This window comes from Candidatus Venteria ishoeyi (assembly GCF_030378065.1).
In the GTDB taxonomy this organism is placed as follows: Bacteria; Pseudomonadota; Gammaproteobacteria; order Beggiatoales; family Beggiatoaceae; genus Venteria; species Venteria ishoeyi.
This window is the reverse complement of the sequence record NZ_JAUCGJ010000041.1, coordinates 1-19,947: the sequence shown is the minus strand read 5'-3', so window position 1 is coordinate 19,947 and position 19,947 is coordinate 1. Positions and strand designations below refer to the sequence as shown.

Genomic DNA, 19,947 nt, shown 5'->3' with positions numbered 1-19,947 from the left:
ATTTTATCTGAAAAATAATAAATAGAAAAAACCGTCATAGATACGGTGGAGATGCAGGTGATTAAAAAGAACGATAGTAACAACCGCCCTCGCAATTTAAGATGTTTAAACATGAATACACTCTCAAAATTCAGGAAACCCGCTGTATGAAACCATTGATTTCGACCTTGATATTCATTCTGGGTCTCATGACTTCAAATCACGCCAATACATTATTTCATTTTAATACAGTCTCTGCCGAAACTGAAACCAGAACTGTTTCTTCCATTGAAGCAGTGATGCCAGTCAGTAATCATGGCAAAAAATGGCGCGTGGGTTATATTCAGGGTGGTATTTATGAATCTTACCAACGCACCCTGCTGGCAGTCGTGCAAGGCTTGATGAATCGCGGCTGGATTGAACAAGCCGATTTGCCTAAACAGGACGATCTCCGGGATAACAGTGCATTATGGCTATGGATGGCAAAAAACCTCAACAGTAATTATCTGAAATTTGTAGAAGACGCCTATTGGTCTGCAAACTGGGATAAAGAACAACGTTTTATGATCCGCAACACCGTACTTGAGCGCCTGAATGAAACTCAGGATATTGATTTTATGCTGGCAATGGGTACCTGGGCCGGTCAGGATATGGCAAGCAATGCACATCAGGTGCCAACGATGGTGCTATCCACAACTGATCCGATTGCGGCGGGTATCATCCTCAGCGTTAATGATTCCGGTTTTGAGCATATTCACGCAAAAGTTGATCCAGACAGACATCAGCGCCAGGTACGTTTATTTTATGACATTATCCCATTTAAGCGTCTGGGCATTGTTTATGAAAATACTCAGGAAGGCCGCAGCTTTTCAGCCATTGATGCCGTAGAAAAAGTTGCCGGTGAGTTAGGTTTTAAGTTAGTGCGCTGTTATGCTGTATTTAATGACGTGGAACCAGAAACGGCAGAACAAAACCTGGCCCAATGTTATCAGGAATTAGCCCCTAAAATCGATGCCCTTTACCGGGTGCGCCATCCGGGAGCCACCCGCGCTAATATGCCAAAGCTGGTGCAACCACTGCTAGAGCATAACATTCCATCTTTTTCCCAGGCTGGCAGTCAGGATGTCAAACGTGGTATTTTATTCAGTATGGCCTTATCTGATTTTAAGTTTGTCGGACAATTTTATGCCGACACCATCGCCAAAATTTTAAATGGTAAAAAACCCCGTGACCTGCCACAGTTTTTCCGCAATCCCCCGAAAATTGCACTGAATATGAAAACTGCGCAGTTGATTGGCTTTGAGCCTTCCATTGAAATGCTTGGGGTTGCTGATGAAGTGTATCAGGACATAGAACAGCCACAAGTTGAATAATGGAAAGCCTGCAAGCAAGGCTGGAAGCACAATTGCAAAAACTGGCCTTCCCCAAACATCGCATTATTATGGTACACGCACGTCTGCGTGGTTTACAGCAGTGCACCCGCCTGAGTTATCCCGCATTGAGCCAACAGATTAAAGCCGCTTTATTGTCTTTCCAGCCCTATAGCATATTAATCCCTGCTTATACTATTACCAGCTTCCGCATGGGTCGGATTTTTCATCGCCTGTATTCTCATGCAGAAACCGGGCGTTTTTCCGAAGAACTGCGTTTATCAGGTATGCCGCGCACATCAGATCCGGTTTACAGCCTGCTTGACAGCCACAACTATCTCGCACAACAAAGTTGCTTAAACAGTCCCTGTTGTTTTGGCAAAAATAGTGTATTTGCACATTTATATTGCAATAATGCCGTGATTTTAAATATTGATATGCCCGGTTTCTGGTCTACGCTGATTCATCAACTGGAATGGCAACAACAAGTGCCTTATCGCCAGCTCAAAATGCTATCGGGTCAGATTTATCATAACGCTACAAACCATCAGCTCATTAATTATCCGGCTTATTTACGCAAGCTTAACCAACATGGCGTGATGCAGCCCTTTTATGACCAGAAAAAACGCCTTGATTTTCTGCAATCCAAGGGCATCTTACGTGAAGATTCACAGCAAAATATCAGCCTGCGCTGGACTTATGCACAAAACCTCATGCAGGTGCTGGAACCTGAACTTGACAACAATCCTTATTTTTTAATCAGTCAACAACAAAGTCCTGATTTTCCGTGGCTGACATAATCACGGATATTGCGCAATGCTGTTATTTTGATATGTCATTCGACTGTATATAAACTCTGGAGCTGTTTAATGGATACACCCACTTTAAAACAAAGTGTTAATCAACAACGGGAAAAATTGACCCTGTTATTGGGCAAGGCCTTATTAAAGCTTGCTAAATGCTGCCCACCAATTATGCAGTTACGTATTGAGCTGGAAGCCTTATTGGAAGCCGAACTGCCAAATATTGGTTATTGCAAGCACCTTTATGTACTGGATGCGCAAGGCGTGCAGGTCACAGCCAATATTACCCGTACAGGACAAGACCTGTCACATTTTGCACGTAATCGCATGACTCGACCTTATATGCAGGAAATCATTGGACACACTGATTTTAAGTTATCCGAAGCCTATATCAGTCGCAATAAAAAACGCCCTTCACTGACTGCCATTCAGGTTATCCGTGATGAAAGCGGTGAGCGTATTGGTTTTTTGGGCGCTGATTACGACTTGCGTGAACTGCCTGGCAGTTTGGGGGTATACCAGGAACCGAATAGCTGGCGGCAGATTAAAGGTGATCCCGCAATTCGTGGCGGTTTGTTTTTACAACATCGCACGGAAAGTGAGATGGATCGGCAGCTGGACATGGTATTACCCTTATTACAGGAACTCATCCTTGAACATGGCGTGTTTCACGGCAAACTGCATTTTTCCAGCAATCGCGGCACAATCTGGCTGGTTGATAACCCTTATTCTTATCGTATCCTCAACATCGAAGAATTGTGCGACCCGGACATTTGTCTGGCTTATCCCCACATGCCTTATACACAACGCGCAATCGTGCCAGCACAACAGATCATGCCGGTATTTAACCTGTTTCGCACCCTGCGTTTTGCTGATGACAATATCTATTTACGCGCTGGCTCCTTAAATGTTTGTAATGGCATGGTTGCGTTGAATTTTTCCTGTGATGGCTCGCATTATTTGCCTTATGATGAATTTCTAAATAATGGTGTTAAGTTTTGGTTCGGTGCCTTAGGTGTTTAAGCTGAAAAACTGTTGATAAACCATCTCCTAAGCCTGAATTTAGACTCTTAACTTTAAGTACGGGGCTTGCAATGAAATTGCTATGTTTCTTTTATCTCTTGGCTTTTGCTTTGTGCGCACAGGCAAACACACCTCATCTCAAATTTAGTGCGGACGAATTGCATTGGCTGGCAGAAAATCATGAAGTGCGGGTCAGGGTGAGTAATTTCGCACCATTTCATTTTGTTGATAACAACACTGTCCAGGGTATCAGTGTTGATATTATGAATAAAATCGTCGAAATGACGGGGCTGCGGATTCGCTACATCCATGATAGCAATTGGAAAGATGCATTAAAGGCAATTAGCCAGCATGAAAAATATGACATATTACTAACGGCTAAACAAACACCTGAGCGCGCCTTGCAAATGGGCTTTACCCAAGACTACCTGCATTTACCCTGGGTAATTTTTACCCGCACAAGCGCTGAACTGATTAACAGTGAATACGATCTTGATGGCAAACGGGTTACAGTTGAAGCCGGTTATGTCATGCAAAAATTGTTGCAAAAGCATGTGCCTGGAGCCGAATTAATTGTGGTGAATGGCGGTACGCCAGATGCCTTGAAACGCGTATCCACTGGCAAAGCAGATGCCTATGTGGGTAATTTAACAGTTGCCAATTATTTTATTGGTCGATTAGGACTCAACAATCTTAAAGTTGCAGCCCCAACCCAATTTGGCGATCACACGCAAGCAATGGCAGTACGCAGTGACTGGCCTAAACTCATCAGTATATTAAATAAAAGTCTGGCGCAACTCTCTCCGCAACAACGCAGTGAAATATCACGGCGTTGGTTATCGGTTAAATATGAACAAGGCTACTCGAAACAGGAAATGTTTGGCACCGCCATTATCATCAGCGCCCCTTTGGCTTTTTTATTATGGCTGTTTTACCACTGGAATCAGCACCTGAAAACAGAAATTATGCTCAGAAACCAGCTCACCACACGTTTACAGGACAGTGAAGCACGTTTCAGAGAGCTGTTTCAGTCTATGAGCAGCGGTGTTGCGATTTATGAAGCGGTAGAAAATGGTCGTAATTTTATTTTTAAGGATATGAATCAGGCGGGAGAACGTATTTCAAATGTTTCCCGGGATAAGATTTGCGGGCGTTTGGTGACAGAGTGTTTTCCAGGCGTTGATAAGCCTGAATTTGGTCTATTTCAAATTTTTCAACAAGTTTACCAGGATGGGCAATATCGTTTTCATCCCTTAACTTTTTATACAGATGAACACCATAAGCTTTGGGTGGAAAACAAAGTTTTTAAATTACCTTCAGGTGAAATTGTTGCAGTTTATGATGATGTCAGTGCGCGTAAACATGCGGAAGCCGAAGTGAGGCTTTATGCCAGTGTTTATGAAAACAGTGGAGAAGCCATTTTAATCACCGATGCCAACAATAAAATTATTGCCATCAATGAGGCATTTACCCGACTGACAGGCTACCATTTTCATGAAGTGGAAGGGAAAGATCCTAAAATATTGGCTTCAGGCAAGACGACTCCAGCAACTTATCAACAGTTGTGGCAAGCACTACAAGAAAAAGGTTACTGGCAAGGGCAACTCTGGGATCAGCAACGTGATGGTAAAATTTATCCAAAATGGGCAGCCATCTCCGTCGTGCATAATGAACAGGGAGAAATCAGCAACTATGTTGCCAGCTTTACTGACATTAGCGAAAGAATTGCGGCTGAGCAGCGTATTCATCAATTAGCGCATAACGATACATTAACCGGCTTATTAAATCGTTTCAGTCTGGAAGAGGCACTACAACAAATACTCGATCAGGCACGTCAAAATAACCATTCCATTGCGCTGATGTTTATTGATTTGGATAATTTTAAGAATATTAATGACACGCTGGGTCATCATTTAGGTGATGAGCTATTAAAGGCGGTGGCAAAACGTATCAGCAATAGTGTACGCCACAGTGATATTGTTGCACGCCTGGGTGGTGATGAATTTATTGTGGTATTAAGCCACCTTAATGATAGTCAGGTGACGGTAAACATTGCCAATAAAATTGTCAGTGCCGTTTCCGCCCTCTATCAAATCAATGGTCAGGAATTACATACCTCACCCAGTATCGGTATCAGTCTTTATCCCACTGATGGTGAATATGTTGAAGACTTGATGCAATGTGCTGATACTGCCATGTATCAGGCTAAGAGCAAAGGTAAGTGTGGTTATAAATTTTTTGCAGAAGAGATGACCTTTGTTGCGCAAGAGCGTATGTTACTCGAACGTGAATTACGCCACGCACTCAGTAAAAATCAACTGGAACTTTATTACCAACCCCAGGTTTCTGTTACCCAACAAAAACTAATCGGTGTTGAAGCACTTATTCGTTGGCATCACCCACTACAGGGTCAGATTTTTCCCGCACGTTTTATCCCCATTGCTGAAGAGAGCGGTTTAATTCAGCCTTTAGGCCGCTGGATTTTAGAATGTGCCTGTCAGCAAGTGGCAGCATGGCGGCAGATGGGCTTACCCGATTTTTATGTCGCAGTTAATATTTCTGCACACCAGCTACTCTCAGGCGATCTATTTGATCTTGTCAAAAATACGCTGGCACAATATCACATTCCGCCCTCACAACTTGAACTTGAGATCACAGAAACCGTTGCGATGCAAAACCCAGAGCAAGCCATACAAATTTTAGAGAAACTCGATAAGTTAGGCGTATCACTTACCATTGATGATTTTGGTACGGGTTACTCCTCACTGGCTTACCTTAAACGTCTACCAATACACAGCTTGAAACTGGATCAAACTTTTGTCAGAGATATTGAAACGGATGCCAATGATGCAGCGATTAGCTCCGCAACGATTGCACTGGCGCATAAGCTGGGCCTTAAGGTGGTTGCAGAGGGCGTGGAAACCACAGCCCAGCGGGATTTTCTGATACAGAACGAGTGTGATATTTTACAAGGTTATCTCTACAGCCGTCCCTTACCCAATAAACAATTACTGGATTTTATCAGACAGTTCAATTATTGATGCTTGCGGAGGCCACGGCGTATATTGTTTACCACAAGCCGGGCAGTACAGTGCTTGCGGTGGCGGCCATAATGCGCTGAGATGACGTGACAGCGGATAGCGATGACCACAATGCTGACAATCAAGCTGCTGGGGTTGCGGCGCACCGCAATGTAAGCAGAACTCACCTTCGGGCATACTGTGACCACAGGCCAGACAATGGGATTGCTGCGCTTGTCCGCTGCTGGCCTGTTGCTTGAGCCACTGACGCTGACTGTAAAGTTGTTGCAAGGCGATTGTCAGCCTATCCAGCAGACTGGAAACCTGTTTGCTCTGGCGCTCAATGTCTCGTTTTAACTGTTGCGCCTGTTGACTGTGCTTGTCATCAGCCTCAATATCTTTAAGTTTTTCCACTGCCGTCCTGAAATCCTTATTCGCTAACAAGTTTTCCAGACTACCCCGAATTTGTAGCAATTGCGTGCGTTCTTCCTGCAAAGTTTCAGGATCCTGGTTTTGCAGCGCGGTTTCCACTTCCATATCACGGGATTCCGCCTTATTGATTGTACTAAACCAACTCTGTAATGCTGATTGCAGTGCTTTGTCATATTGCTGGCGGGCTTCTTTTTGTTTTTTACGCTGACTGGCGCGCTGGCTCAGCAAAGCCGACATCGATTCCTGTAGTTGCCGATAGACTTGCTTTAAGCGTTCCAGTTGTTTATCCAGTTCCAATTCCAGATTTTTTGCTGTTGCGGCATAGTCGTCTGCTTCCAGTTTTAATTCAGCTAAACGGATTTTTAATGCCGGATAATCTGTCTGGCAGGTGCTGATGCTGGCAGCGGCCTTTTCAACTTGGTGGCGTTTGCGCTGTAAGCCTTGATCATCACTTTCTGCCAACCAGAGACTGACCTTATCCTGATATAAACCCGCGTCTTCCAGGTTTTGCTGAAGCTCCCGCTGGCGCTCATTCAGGCGTGCTTGTTGATGACGGCGCTTGCCCAGATCGCGCTGGGTTTTACGATAAGCCCGACGTTTGGCAGCCCAGCGCGGGTAGCTCCAGGTAAAATAACTCATGGTCATCACGGCAGCGGCAATATACAGATATTCCCGGTATTCACCACCATAAACGCCATTAACCACCAGACCCAGGGTGAAAACGGCTAACGGCAATACATGGGTTAAAGCAAAGCGCAACTTGAGCTGCCCCGCCAAATTTGAGGAGACATGCAAAATCAACAAGGGCAGAGACAACAGGGCGGCAAAGCTCAACCCTAGTAGCGTTGAAGTCTGGTAACGGAACATCAGCACGGCAAAAATCACAAAAAACAGGAAATAGGTCAATGCCAATAATAAAAAATGTCCCCAGCGGAAGTTGTTTAACTGTCCCGGTTGCTGCGCTTCCGCCATATACCAAAAGCCCGCGCCGAATAAAAATACCGCCAGCCCCGCCAGTTTTGCCAGCAGTATCACCCGCCCGATAGGACTCATAATCGCAGGCAACTCAACCACGATATGCCGTTGCTGGGTGACCAGATTATTAAAATCCCAATTCAGTATTGCTGCATTTTCTGCGCTGGGTTGCAAGGCGGTTGCCGGAACATGTGGGCTGCCCGTGCCCTGGTGCTGGAGTTTAATTTGAATTTTTGGCGTGCGCCCACTACCGGGCAGACGATAGACAAAACGATCCAGACCGGCAGCACGATAAGTCACTTTGGCGTTTAACAAGCTATCTTTTGCCGCTTCACCATGCCAGTAAATACCTTTTAAGTCATAAATCACATTGTCCGGTTCACTGAATTCGCCTTCCACATTTTTAAGTTGCAAAGAGACATCCCTGGCACCGATAGCGCCTGTGGGAAATGGAAAAACCAGTTTCACCGGCTCATCAACAGTCTTATCCGGGCGATAAACAAAATGTGCGGTAAACGCAGCTTCATACCAGGTATGTACATTCAGGCCATCCAGACGGTGACCGGTTTGCAATTGAATATCAGCAGACAGGGACTCCAGTTCCGGCACTTTCCCTGGTACAACAGGGAGCGCGGCTGGCTTAACCATACCCGTGGTATCGGCTGCTTGTTTCTTTGTTTTAGCCACCTCCGGTGCTATGAGGTCTTGCTCATCAGCAAAATGACGCGCCAGTTGCGGAATCACCAAAGCCGATAATATGCCAATGATTGCCATCACCACCATCAATTCAATCAGGGTAAACGCTTTGTGCTGTTGCATTTTCATGGTTTATTCACCTTTCAAATAACATCTGCGCTTTATGCGACCAATATCCACTTTTCCGCAGTCAATTATCCTAATTCCGACACTCCTTGTGCAAGAACTTCTGTATTTATGAGAAATTATAGGCTATAACACCTTCCAAGATCATTGAACCATTACAGAAAAGAGATATATGATGAGTTATGACAAGCTAGTCAGCCAATTGTTGCAATTAGGCGATACCGATATTAAACCGAAGCCCAATCTTGAAAAACTAAAAAAACTGCAACAAGCGCTACAGACAGGGCCGGAAGCAGTTACGGAAATGATACTGGATAGCAGCACAGATTTGGATAAAGCTTATAAACACAGCGATAAGTGGCTTGATTACCAAAAAAAATTCGGCATAACTACACAACATATTCCAGAACTGATTGAAATCCTGACAGATAAAGAACTGCTGTGGGCACCAGGGGACAGCAAGGAAGTTTGGGCACCTACGCATGCAGCTCGCGCATTAGGACAATTAGGTGCAGCAGAAGCACTGCCTGCGCTGGTGAGTTTATTTCCGATTGTAGAAAATATATACAATGCTAATGCAGACTGGCTATGTAATGAGCTTCCTGATATTTTTGCTTTGATAGGAAAATCTGCCATTCCTGTCTTGGCACCCATCATAGCAGACAATACCTTGCACGATTCACAACGTACTTTGGCTTCTGAATCTTTGCGTAAAATCGCGGAGTATCATTCGGACTTGTTGGAGCAGTGTAAAGATATATTTATCACCCAATTTCAGCATTATCAAACCAACCCTTATGAACTCAACGGCTTCATTGAAGGTAGCTTGTGTAGTTTAAAAGCCGTTGAGGCTATTGATCTAATTCGGGAAGCGCATAAAGCTAAAAAAGTCGATGTGCGAGTCCATGGAAGTTTAGCTTGGGTTGAATATGAACTGGGGCTTAGTACAAAAAGACCAAAATTTAATTATGATGAAAATGAATTACCCCCGGAATTGCTTGAGCAACACCTGAAAGCAAAGCAGGCTACCGATCAATTTTTGGAATCCAGCTCTTTCTTGTCAAAGGCATTAGCTTCCTCCTCTCCCTCCTCTCCCTCCTCTCCCTCCTCTCCCTCCTCTCCCTCTCCCAAGAAAGTAAAAGTAGGTAGAAATGATCCTTGTCCCTGCGGTAGCGGCAAGAAATACAAAAAATGTTGTTTGAACAAAGACAAGTTCGTAGCTTAGAAATAGGCAGTTAACAATAATCAAGGTAATTAAATATGAAAAATATACAGGTATTTTATGTTTTGGCTGTATACAGAACGATATTATAAATACCATAACCTGGACATCAGTATCTCAATAAGGAGTGAGGATAAAATAAATACAGAAACTGGGCGCAGGATTTTTATTCATTTTCAAGGCGTGAAAACAGGCGCATAGCAGGCTATGTAACTGTTTTCGAAACGCAGAAAATGGAGAAAAAGACCAGCCAAGTTGCTGAAGTTATAAAATTCTTGCTCCTAAATCAGGATAAACTGATACTTTCCACACTTAATATAATCTCCGGGCTGGATTGAATCACCTGCATGGTAATTTGATAATGCACCATGCCGCCCAAGCCATCATCCACTGCCAGCAGGGGAATTTGCACCAAACCCGTTGCCGCTTCAAAATAAGCATGGCTGCTGCCGCTGGTTTCGGTGATTTCCACTAAACTGCCCAGGTCTACTGTAAACTGCAAAGGCTCCATGCTGCTGAGCAATAAATCCAGCTGGTAAAACACTTCCTGCTCCAGACTGACGGGAACCGCTAAGACTGGCAGGCTGATACGCATGGGGTTACTGAGCATATCCAGACTGGAAGTTTGCAGGCTAGAGCCACTGCTGACAGAAACCATAACCGCTGGCGCATCGGTGACAAACCCGGTGTTATCTTCGGCTTTAACACTAATTTGATATTCACCATTGAGGCCAAATTCATCAAATACCCCATTCCAGTGCGTATCATCAGCACGGCGCAAATAGGTGATGGGGCTGGATTGCCGCGCATACCCTTGGTCGGTGATCTGGCTGCTGGTTTCCGGGGTACTGACCGAAGCCCAGACCCGGTTGACGCTGCCACCGGCAATATTGGTTTCCACACTGAGTTCCACAGTTTGCCCAGGTTCTACTACGGCAGGCGGGGGTTCCACGGTCATGGTGAGCAGCCCCGGCAAACTACCAAAACAACCATTCATGCAAAACTGTTGCGCCAATATCCCATTGCTACTGTCTTCCAATTGTGGCTGCTGGCGGTTCAGCGGTGAGCGTTGCTGTTGTATATCCGCGCTGACCATTTGCCAGGCACTCATAAAACTATCACCCAAACGCATTTGATCCATGAACGAGCGCATGAACGAAGTGCGACCCAAGTCATCATAATAGGCTAAATCATCATCGGTGCTGGTGATGATAATGCGGTTTTCCGCTTGCAGCGCAGATACCAGAGAACCCGTATGACAGGCTTCCAGCACTACGATAACCGTGTTACCAGTCACATTTTGGTAATCATCCAGCAAACCGGCAAAAGTGGTTTCATCCAACAGTTGCAGCCCCGTAGGTTCCAGCAGTAGATGATCGGGCAGGCCGTGATCAATAAAAAACAGCAGCAGCGGTTGTTCCAGCGTACCCTGCTCTTTCGCCCAGTCAAATGCCTGGGTAATATCTTCCAGGCTTAAATCCCGCGCTGCCGTGCCTGCCTGCCAACTTTGCCAATCAACCGGCGCATCCACCACATTGACATCGGTTTGCCCATCCTGGTTAATATCCATGTCCGGGCGATAGGACAAAAAATAGATTTCATCATGATCATAACCCCTGGCATACAGGGTTTGATAGGTGTAACGCGCCATAAAATCCACCGCTTCCGCCTGGTTATAACCCACGCCCATGCCATTAGGGTGAAAAATCAAAGCGGCGCGTTTATCGGTATATAACTGGTCTTGCAAAGTACTATTGCTCACCAGACTGCTGAGTTGGCGGCGCTGACCAAATTCCAGCAAGGCCAGACCACCTTGTTCCGTGCCTATCCACAGATTACCCGTGCTGTCGTTTTGCAGGCTGGAAACGGTATTATCCGGCAAACCGGAATTTGCCGTGGTAAACACCGTCCATTCCTCATTTTTGCTGAAATGGGCAAGGCCACCGGATGCTATGCCGCCGCTGCCAATCCATAAACCACCATTGCCGTCATGACTTAAGGCATAGACGCGGTTGCCGGGCAGTTCACTGTTCTCAGTGGTAAAAACTTGCCATTGCTGGTTTTCAGCAAGATTAAGCAAACCGCCATCAGTGCCTATCCATAAGCCCTGATGGTTGTGGCGCAGGGCATAAATACGATTACCGGGTAAAGCAGAATTACTTTTATCAAATACCTGCCATTGCCCATCATTACCTAAATAGGCCAGCCCCAGACGTTCGCTGCCAATCCAGATGCCGCCACTATTATCGGTAACAATCACATCCACCTGATCATCTGGCAGTTCAGAATTGCGGGTATTGTAGACTGTCCAGGTATTATTTTGGAAACGGGCCAAACCACCATTTTCAGTACCTACCCATAAAGTATCCCCCAGCACTTGCAAGCTGAGTATGCTTTGCTGCGGCAAGTCAGAATTGTTGGGGGTATAGACTTTCCAAGTGCCGGATTCATTGACTCGCGCCAAACCAAAACCAGTACCTATCCACAGGTTTTTACCATCGTGCGCCAGGGCTTGAATAAAACCATCGGGCAGCTCAGAATTTTCGGTGTTATAGAGCACCCAGTCTCCGTTGGCATCACGGTATACCAGACTGCCACCAAAGGTGCCTATCCAAATCCCGCCTTCATCATCGGCAGCCAGTGCTTGCACCCGGTTACCCGGCAAACCGGCATTATCGCCTTCCTGCACTAACCAGCGATTTTTTTGTAAACCTGCCAGACCGTTTGTGGTGCCAATCCACAACGGAGAAAAAATCTGGGGGCTGACGATTAAAACATTCACCCGGTTATTGGGTAAATCAGAATTATCCGTATTCAGGATTAACCAGTCCTGTTCGCCATCAAATCGCACCACTCCCATGCCTGCCGTGCCAATCCAGATAACGCCCTGGTAGCCGTTTTCCAGACTGAGCACTTCATTATCCGGCAAGCCCATATTCTCCCCAGTATTATCTTGGGTCCACACCTGCCATTGCCCTGCTGCATCCAAGCGCGCCAAACCACCACGGGTTCCCAGCCATAAATCACCCTTGCCATCAGCCAGCAAAGCATTAATCGTATCGTGGGGGAGTTCCGAGGAACTACTATTTAATTGTCCCCATTGCCCTGCGCTGTCACGCCGTAATAAACCCCGGTTACTGCCCAGCCAGAGATTGGCCTGAGCATCAACCAGCATGGCGCGGATTTCATCACCCGCAGATAAGGCCGGTACATCCACTGGCGTGATATCACCAGTTGCGCTGATGTGTGCCAGAGTGCCGCCAAAACTGCTAAGCCAAACCCCGCCTGCGTTATCGCTGCTCAGGGTTTTAATATCATTCCCCGGCAAACCCTGAACGCTGGTGTAAGTGGCCCATTGGCTGCCGTCAAAATGCGCCAGCCCTGCGTTGGTACCGGCCCAAACGCCATTTCCCTCATCCGGTGCTAAGGCTTGTATCTGGGGGCTGGGTAAACCGTTAAGGCGGTTGAATATCTGTAATAAACGCCCCGTAGCGGCATCGCGTTGCTCCAGGCCGCCACGGGTGCCCAGCCACAGAATTTTACCGTCACTGGTTTTGCTGCTGGCCTGGATGTCACTGCGATTGGCAAAATTACGCCATTGCGCCTTGTCCAGGGCGATAAAATTATCATTGCTGCTGGTGGGTACAACGGTAATTTTTAATACACCAACCTCTATCCCGCTGATGACCGCAATGGCATCTATGCCCACTTGTGCGGGTGCGGTATAGGTCACGCGCTCACCAATACCGGCGATGCTGCCCAAAGTGGGATTCCAAAGGATGCTGTCACCCGTGCCCTGTACCTGGATACTGACAGATTCCCCGGCTTTAATAACTGGCGTTGCGGGTTCAAAGCTCAAAGCAGCCAGTGCATTGCCTGCAATCAACAAGCAGATTGATATGATAAATTGTAAAAAAACTTTCATGATTCCACTCCCATCTATTTTAAATTACATAGGCGATTTATCTCAAATAATGCGGTATATTCTTTTCTTGAATGATTAGGAACGAGGATTTTATAATTCCCGAAACCAGGCTGGCCTTTTGCTCCATTTTCTGCGTTCCGAAAACAGTTACATAGCTTGCTATGCGCCTATTTTCGCGCCTTGAAAATGAATAAAAATCCTGCGCCCAGTTTCTGTATTTATTTTATCCTCACTCCTAAGTGTACCTCAGAAGTTTTTCAGCATTTCCTGAATTTCTATTGGCCTGATGAATCAGAGCGATAAAACATGAAAAAACCAGAATCAGAAAGCACGCCAGCACAAAGCCTGCATTTCAAAAATGGTCGCAGTGCCAAAGCGATAACAGCACCACTGAATACAGAAATTACCCCATTGCTGGAAACCCTGGGCCTGGATAAACAAGCCAAGGCACTGATTAGCATTTCTGGCGGTGCAGATGGCCTGGAAGCGGAAAAAAGCAGCCGTCTGCAACAATTATTCAGTCGTGGTATTGCTGTTGCTGCTGCCGAAACCGGCGCGGATCTCATTGATGGCGGCACCGATTCCGGGGTAATGGCGATGATGGGGCAGGGCGTTGCAGACCGCAATTATCGTTCCCGTTTAATTGGCGTGATACCCGCACCTTTAGTGGACTTATCTGAAAACAGCCTTGACGTGGCGAAGCTGCCTGCTGAAGAGGGTGCGCTGGAAGCGCCTTCTACCCCGGCACAATCGAGTGCAAGCGCGAAACTGGAATCCAATCACTCCCATTTTGTGCTGGCAGATGCACCCGATTGGGGGGAAGAGATTCCGCTGAAAAATCGTATAATTGAAAAAATGGCGCAGCATATTCCCACGCTGAGCATTCTGGTTAATGGTGGAGACCTGTCCCGCACGGAGATTTTACATAGCGTGCGCATGGGTTGGCCGGTGATTGTCATTTCCGGTAGTGGACGTCTGGCCGATGAAATCACGGAACTTAAAAACAATCCCCCCGATTTTATTGAAGATACAGAACTGGCTGAAATCATGGCTGAAGGACGTTTATACCTGTTTTCTTTAGATGATGTGCTGGATAAAAAAATTGCCGAGTTACAGCGTTTAATCCGCCGTTTATTACGCGGTGACACCACCTTGAAACAGGCCTGGGAGCGTTTTGCACGTTATGATTTTAATGCCACCCGTCAACAACGCACATTTCATCGGGTACAAATGACGATTATCGTGTTAAGCGTGCTGGGCACGGCAATGGCCTTGCTGCAAGGGACACTGGATCGGGAACTGGCTTTGATCAATACCTACCGGCTGAACTTATATCAAAATGGCATGTTGGCGCAATATAATGAACCGCCTAAAAGTATTATCGCCGTGTACCAACAGCATGAGAAACTTCGTCAGGAACTCAAAGATAAGGGCATTGAACCTGATGAGACATCATTGCTGACACAGCTACCAGCCGATAATCAAGCGCCTGTTGAATCCATCCCCGAACATATTGAATTGGTTGAAAATCTCAGGGATTTTCGCATACTGGAACGGATTTCCCATTGGGTTAAAAACCATTTTATTTATTTTGAAGCCATTTTTCGCTTTATATCCAATACCCTGCAAAATCTGATCATACTGGTGCCGATTATCGTGACCGCTTTGCTGGCGGCAGCAAATCGCTTTAATAATGGCAATAAATGGCTGGCATTACGCAGCAGCGCAGAAGCGGTTAAACGTGAGATATTCCGTTATCGCGCCCAGGCAGAAATTTATTTTCCCGTAGCAGGTGAGAAAAAAAACCAGGAAATCAAACTCGATGATCGGCTGAAACTAATTAGTGACCAACTGATGCAAAGTGAGGTCAATTTATCCGCCCTGCACCCTTCCCCAAACAATATTCCACCACGCAACAGCATTGCCGAAGCCGATGATGGTTACAGTCCGCTGTCACCGGAGCAATATCTCAGTTACCGTCTGGAAAACCAGTTAAATTATTACGTGGGTAAAACCGTGAAACTGGAGAAAAAACTTTACCGCCTGCAAATCTGGATTTATATTTTTGGTGGCATCGGCACCTTGCTCGCTGCTGTAGGTCTGGAATTATGGATTGCGCTGACCAGTTCTCTGGTGGCGGCACTGGGGACTTATCTCAGTTATCAGCAAATTGAAACCACCCTGTTAAAATATAATAAAGCCGCTTCAGAGCTGGATAATATCCGTAGTTGGTGGACTGCACTGCCCAGTGCCGAACAGGAAAAACAAGCGAATATTAATTTGATGGTCGGGCAAAGCGAACGCACCTTACACAGTGAATTCAGTGGTTGGGTACAGGAAATGCAGGATACCCTGTTAGCCTTAAAAGAAGAGCAGCAGGAGCAATTGGCAGAGCATGAAAATCTGGAAACAGCAAAACCAGAAACAACACTCACAGCACAAGTACCTGGTGCTTCGCATTAAAGCAGTTGAAATATTCACTTATACCGTTAAACTAAGCGGTTCTCAATTGTAAAGTACATATAAAGGATAACTACATGGCACGTTTAACTGTAGAGGACTGTCTGGATCACGTTGACAACCGCTTTAATCTGGTCTTGCTGGCCAGTAAACGCGCACGGCAACTCTCTCTGGGCGCAAAACCCCTGCTCGACGGTGAAAAAGACAAACCCTCAGTTTTGGCACTGCGGGAAATCGCAGAAGGCCTGGTCACATTCGACCTGATTAACAAGGAATCCAGCTCTGCTATGCTGGAAGATTTAGTGTATGACGATGATGTCGGAACAAATAACAACTAAGACAGATAACAACACTGAGCAAAGTCCCTCAGGTTTTCAGCTCAGTCAGCCTAGTCTGGCTCAGATTAATAATCATCGTTTTCAGATTGGCGATTTATGTAAAATCGTTGAAAAATATCTGTCAGCAGAAGAAATATCTGAAATATTCAGCGCCTACCTGCTGGGAGCCGAGGCTCATCAAACACAGACCCGACGCAGTGGTGAAGCCTATATTTTTCACCCACTGGCCGTGGCGGGTATTCTTGCCGAATTAGGCATGGATAAACCTTCACTGGTTGCCGCTTTACTGCATGACGTGCTGGAAGACACACCGCTGAGCAAAGACGAACTGGCAAAGCAGTTCGGCGAACAGGTCGCTGAACTGGTTGATGGATTAAGTAAACTGCGCAGTCGCCATTTCCCAAACAAAACCCGTGCCAGAGCCGCCAGTTTTTATAAACTGATTCATGCCACCATCCGTGATGTGCGGGTGATTATTATCAAGCTTGCTGATCGCCTGCATAATATCCGCACCATCCAATACATGAAACCGGATTCACGCCGCCGCATTGCTCGGGAAACCATCGATTTTTATGCGCCAATTGCCCTCAGTCTGGGCATGGGCAGGATTGCCTGGGAACTGGAAAGTCTGGCATTTAAAGCCTTATACCCCTGGCGCAGCCAGATTATTCAGCATTATTTTTTTCAGCACAACGAGACCCAGCAAGCCTTTCACTTACAAATTGAAGCAAAGATTCAATACCAGTTAGAACAACTGGATATTAAAGCCCACATCCAGCCTGCTGCACCGCGTTGTTACCCCATTTATCAACAAGCCCATCACCAGCATGGACAACTGGCAATGCGCAGGCAGCAATTAATCCTGGAAATAGTGGTCAGCAGTGTAGATGAGTGCTATCGCGTATTAGGGGTTATTCATAATTTATACAAACATCGCCCCGGCAGCTTTAAAGATTATATTGCCGTACCCCGGCGTAATCATTACCAATCACTGCACAGCAAAGTGATAGTCTCGAAAAAAAAACATCCACAAGTGCTGCTGGAAGTGCGTATTCGCTCACAAAAAATGCAGCACTTTGCAGACTATGGCATTACCAGCCAGGACTTATATAAACTCAGCAGTGAAGAGCTGAATAAAAAAACCAGCACAAAAAATTATCCGGGGCAATGGTTTAATGACATTAAACTCCTGAAAACCAATGTTGTTGACGATATGGACTTTATGGAGATGTTTAAGATACAACTCTCCCCGGATGAAGTTTATGTATTTACCCCCAAAGGCAAAACCATTGAACTGCCTCGTGGCGCGACACTGGTGGATTTTGCTTATGCCATACACAGCGACATTGGCAACCACCTGATTGCAGCAAAGATTGACGGTATCAATACGCCATCCTTACATACTGTTTTACGCAATGGGCAGACGGTGGAAATTGTTATCGCAAAATGGTCGATTCCCAAACCGGAATGGCTTAATTCCGCAATTACCGCCAGAGCGCGTAGTCAGATTCGCCGTTATCTGCATCGTATTGACCAAAAACAAGCCAAACATCTGGGCAAGCGTCTGCTCAACAAAGAATTAAAACGTTATGACACTACAATTAAAACACTTACCGAAACCCAGCGCCTGCACTTGTTGCAAAGCACCTCAGTAGACAGCTTTAATCAACTGCTGGTCGATATTGGTCTGGGCAAACGACTTGCTTACGCGGTTGCGCATTATCTGCATGAAGAAGAATTCGCGCAGGAAAATGAACCCAACCTGATACCCACAGACACCAAAGCCGACACGCCGCTATTAATTAAAGGCAGTGAAGGCATGGTGGTTGGATTGGGTTTATGCTGTCACCCGATTCCTGGTGATCCGGTTAAAGGTCTGATAACACCAGGGCAGGGCATTACCGTACACCGGGAAAACTGTCCACAACTGGCGCAACAAATGCAAAATAGCTGCCCCGATCTTTCCTGGGCAGAAGACATTGAGGGCAAATTCCCGGTCACCATATACCTGGAAATGCTCAACACCCCCGGCGGCTTGGCACAATCCACCCTGCGCCTTGCGCAATTAGGCATTAATATTGAGTCAATAGAAAGCAACCGGCAAAATCACAATATCACTCAGGTGATATTAAAAATCCTGGTAACAGACCGTCAACATTTGGCACAAATTTTACGTCGTTTGAAAAAGCTCAAACATATTCATAAACTTTGCCGAAAAACATAAAAAAAATCTTGACAGCCAAGCCGTAGTATTGTTTAATACGCGGATTGTTTGGACACGGGCCAGATAGCTCAGTCGGTAGAGCAGTGGACTGAAAATCCTCGTGTCGGTGGTTCGATTCCACCTCTGGCCACCATCAATAATCCCCCCCCAATATGGGTCGTTAGCTCAGTTGGTAGAGCATCGGACTTTTAATCCGCTGGTCGCTGGTTCGAATCCAGCACGACCCACCATTTTATTCAATAATTTACAAATTAACTATAATGCTGCTGTAGCAAAATTGTAGCAAATTTTAAGTCAGTCCCCCCCCCTTTATATTCTTAGTCATTTTGCAGGAAATATCCTTCTGATTTTTAGCCATGATTGCACTGCAATAGGCTCTTAATCCATTGGTTATAGGTTTGATTACTATACAGCTCATCAACTAAATCAATTGATTGCAATCTTAATGTAATATGTGCTGTAATAAATTTGTAGCAAGTTCTGAATTACCCCCCAGCAGCTTACCGGTTTTAATCGGATATGTTGGGTTCTCGACTTATCTGGTTTCCCGTATAACATGCCATACGGGATGATATACAGCTAGTACATGCTGAGTTTTGACCCTGATAGCATTACAAGGGTATTTTTTAGGATGCTATGCAGAAACTATATAGCCACTTGTTCCGGCGGATATGCCGCGGAACAAGGAAGATCAAGCAGACAACCTCTCCAGGGGCCTACCACATTATGCTATTGATTCAAATACTTTCAACAAAACACAGAAGGAAATCACTTTGAAATGATGTTTGAGAAAAAAAAGAGAAATATCTTTAAACCAGTTAGTGAACAGCCTGATAATTTCATTGATGGATTTGGGGAATGGCTTGACACTAAAGACGGTGAAGACGCAATGCAGGCGATTGATGATATCAATGAGTTTTTAAGAGATGCTTTGGTCGATACAAATGAAAGAAAAATAATTTTGTCTGATGATGTAAAGTTGACAATAACTCAAATTGCGGAAAAAATAAAACAGCATAGTGAGGCTCCTCTCGAGGTAATAATACGTCATATTATATTATGGTTGCAAATGGAATATGTCCCTGATAATTTGAGTGAAAAAGAAATGGAAAACTTCGAAATTCAAATAGAAGAATGGATTGAAAATTATAAAAACGATGCATAACAAAAAAATTCAGCGGACGTATCCGCTGCTGATTTTAGCCGTTAGGTTTGTCAATACACATCATCAGCAATTCCCGCTTCACTCAAAAAAGGTTAAAATACCCCCCAGTCATCATAAAACTAAACCCGAGAAGGTTACATGCCACGTAAATTACCCGCGCCCCCCGCTCGTGAAGATTTGACATTCCAT

General features: G+C 45.5%; 11 protein-coding genes and 2 tRNA genes. 11 read left to right on the top strand and 2 right to left on the bottom strand.

Annotated elements, in window-relative coordinates; translation table 11 throughout:
• Positions 1-146 precede the first annotated feature (146 nt).
• The 4 genes from QUF61_RS13375 to QUF61_RS13360 all read left to right on the top strand — a co-directional run bounded on the left by QUF61_RS13375 (position 147) and on the right by QUF61_RS13360 (position 6,216).
• On the top strand, positions 147-1,352 hold the full coding sequence (locus QUF61_RS13375) for an ABC transporter substrate binding protein (RefSeq protein WP_289682129.1): 1,206 nt from the start codon (positions 147-149) through the stop codon (positions 1,350-1,352).
• A complete protein-coding gene (locus tag QUF61_RS13370; RefSeq protein ID WP_289682128.1) occupies positions 1,352-2,149 on the top strand; it encodes an AAC(3) family N-acetyltransferase in 798 nt (265 codons plus the stop codon). Before QUF61_RS13375 ends, QUF61_RS13370 begins: the two co-directional genes overlap by 1 nt.
• 69 nt (positions 2,150-2,218) lie before the next feature.
• Complete coding sequence (locus QUF61_RS13365) at positions 2,219-3,175, top strand: PDC sensor domain-containing protein (RefSeq protein ID WP_289682126.1); 957 nt, start codon at positions 2,219-2,221, stop codon at positions 3,173-3,175.
• Positions 3,176-3,246: 71 nt separating this feature from the next.
• Complete coding sequence (locus tag QUF61_RS13360; protein ID WP_289682123.1) at positions 3,247-6,216, top strand: EAL domain-containing protein; 2,970 nt, start codon at positions 3,247-3,249, stop codon at positions 6,214-6,216.
• On the opposite strand, the gene QUF61_RS13355 is transcribed toward QUF61_RS13360, so the two are convergent.
• The gene (locus tag QUF61_RS13355) at positions 6,184-8,427 is read right to left on the bottom strand and encodes a prepilin-type N-terminal cleavage/methylation domain-containing protein (protein WP_289682115.1); all 2,244 of its coding nucleotides are present in this window, start codon (positions 8,425-8,427) and stop codon (positions 6,184-6,186) included. The two genes, QUF61_RS13360 and QUF61_RS13355, sit on opposite strands and share 33 nt — an antisense overlap.
• Before the next feature lie 169 nt (positions 8,428-8,596).
• On the opposite strand from QUF61_RS13355, the gene QUF61_RS13350 reads away from it, so the two are divergent.
• A complete protein-coding gene (locus QUF61_RS13350) occupies positions 8,597-9,649 on the top strand; it encodes an SEC-C metal-binding domain-containing protein (RefSeq protein ID WP_289682113.1) in 1,053 nt (350 codons plus the stop codon).
• 283 nt (positions 9,650-9,932) lie between these two features.
• Here the strand turns inward: QUF61_RS13350 and QUF61_RS13345 are convergent, their stop codons facing one another.
• Positions 9,933-13,571 (bottom strand): ligand-binding sensor domain-containing protein, encoded by a 3,639-nt coding sequence (locus QUF61_RS13345; protein ID WP_289682112.1) that lies wholly within the window; start codon positions 13,569-13,571, stop codon positions 9,933-9,935.
• Between the two features lie 306 nt (positions 13,572-13,877).
• Here QUF61_RS13345 and QUF61_RS13340 point away from each other — a divergent pair, with 306 nt between their 5' ends.
• From QUF61_RS13340 to QUF61_RS13315, 6 genes are all read left to right on the top strand, one after another.
• The gene (locus QUF61_RS13340) at positions 13,878-16,034 is read left to right on the top strand and encodes an SLATT domain-containing protein (RefSeq protein ID WP_289682111.1); all 2,157 of its coding nucleotides are present in this window, start codon (positions 13,878-13,880) and stop codon (positions 16,032-16,034) included.
• A 74-nt stretch (positions 16,035-16,108) separates the two neighbouring features.
• Positions 16,109-16,369 carry a DNA-directed RNA polymerase subunit omega gene (rpoZ, locus tag QUF61_RS13335; RefSeq protein ID WP_103921432.1) on the top strand — a complete coding sequence of 87 codons (261 nt, stop codon included), beginning with the start codon at positions 16,109-16,111 and terminating at the stop codon, positions 16,367-16,369.
• Positions 16,338-18,593 (top strand): RelA/SpoT family protein, encoded by a 2,256-nt coding sequence (locus QUF61_RS13330; protein ID WP_103921433.1) that lies wholly within the window; start codon positions 16,338-16,340, stop codon positions 18,591-18,593. Before rpoZ ends, QUF61_RS13330 begins: the two co-directional genes overlap by 32 nt.
• Before the next feature lie 57 nt (positions 18,594-18,650).
• A tRNA-Phe gene (locus QUF61_RS13325) sits at positions 18,651-18,726 on the top strand.
• A 21-nt stretch (positions 18,727-18,747) separates the two neighbouring features.
• Positions 18,748-18,823, top strand: a tRNA-Lys gene (locus tag QUF61_RS13320).
• Positions 18,824-19,371: 548 nt separating this feature from the next.
• Entirely contained in the window at positions 19,372-19,758 is a 387-nt protein-coding gene (locus tag QUF61_RS13315; RefSeq protein WP_289682109.1) for a hypothetical protein, read from the top strand.
• The last annotated feature ends 189 nt before the right edge of the window (positions 19,759-19,947 follow it).